This window comes from Streptosporangium nondiastaticum (assembly GCF_003011965.1).
Lineage (GTDB): Bacteria > Actinomycetota > Actinomycetes > Streptomycetales > Streptomycetaceae > Streptomyces > Streptomyces nondiastaticus.
On sequence record NZ_PXWG01000334.1, the window covers coordinates 1 to 628 of the forward strand.

General features: G+C 70.1%; 1 protein-coding gene. It reads left to right on the top strand.

Translation table 11 applies throughout. The annotated features are described in order from the left end of the window. Nucleotides 1-628, top strand: a 628-nt coding sequence (locus tag B7P34_RS37995) for a hypothetical protein (RefSeq protein WP_435694002.1), incomplete at both ends; no start/stop codon positions are given.

Below are 628 nucleotides of genomic sequence, written 5' to 3' on the forward strand. Positions count from 1 at the left end.
GTGTTTGAGCAGGACACCACGGACATGCTCGGCGGCTACCAGGCGGGTGTGGCGAACGCGCATCGGGCGGTCGGGGGGGCGGTGTGGTGCGGCTACCGCGGGCTGATCTTCATGGCTTGCGACACTCATTTGAGCCCTGAGCAGATCCCGACCGCGCTGGCCTACCTCGACGGGGCTGCATCCGTGCTCGGTGCGGATCTGACCGGCTGCTACGGCTTCCCAGAACTGATCTCAGCCGCCCGGGCCGGAGGGCACGCTCGCGGGTTCTGGCAGTGCGGGAACGATCCGGGCCCGCTCGGGGACGCCCACCTCTGGCAGGTCAACACCGGCAGCGTCTCCGTGGCCGGTGTCGCCTGCGATGTCAACGTCCAGTACGCCCCCATCCCAGCCCCGGGCAGCACGCCCGCACCGGTCTCGTCCCGTCACCGCCTGGAGGACCCTGTGGCACCCATCCCCATCTCTGTGCAGCCTGACGGCACGTTCCGGGCCACGCTCATGTGCGAGTCCGGGGGAGGGTCCCAGGTCGTCGCCCAGGCCTGGCTCGACATCGGCAGCACCTGGGGAGCCAGCGGTTTCCGGGTCACCGCCCTCAGCCCTGCGGCGATCACCTGCCTGTACCCGGCAGGTA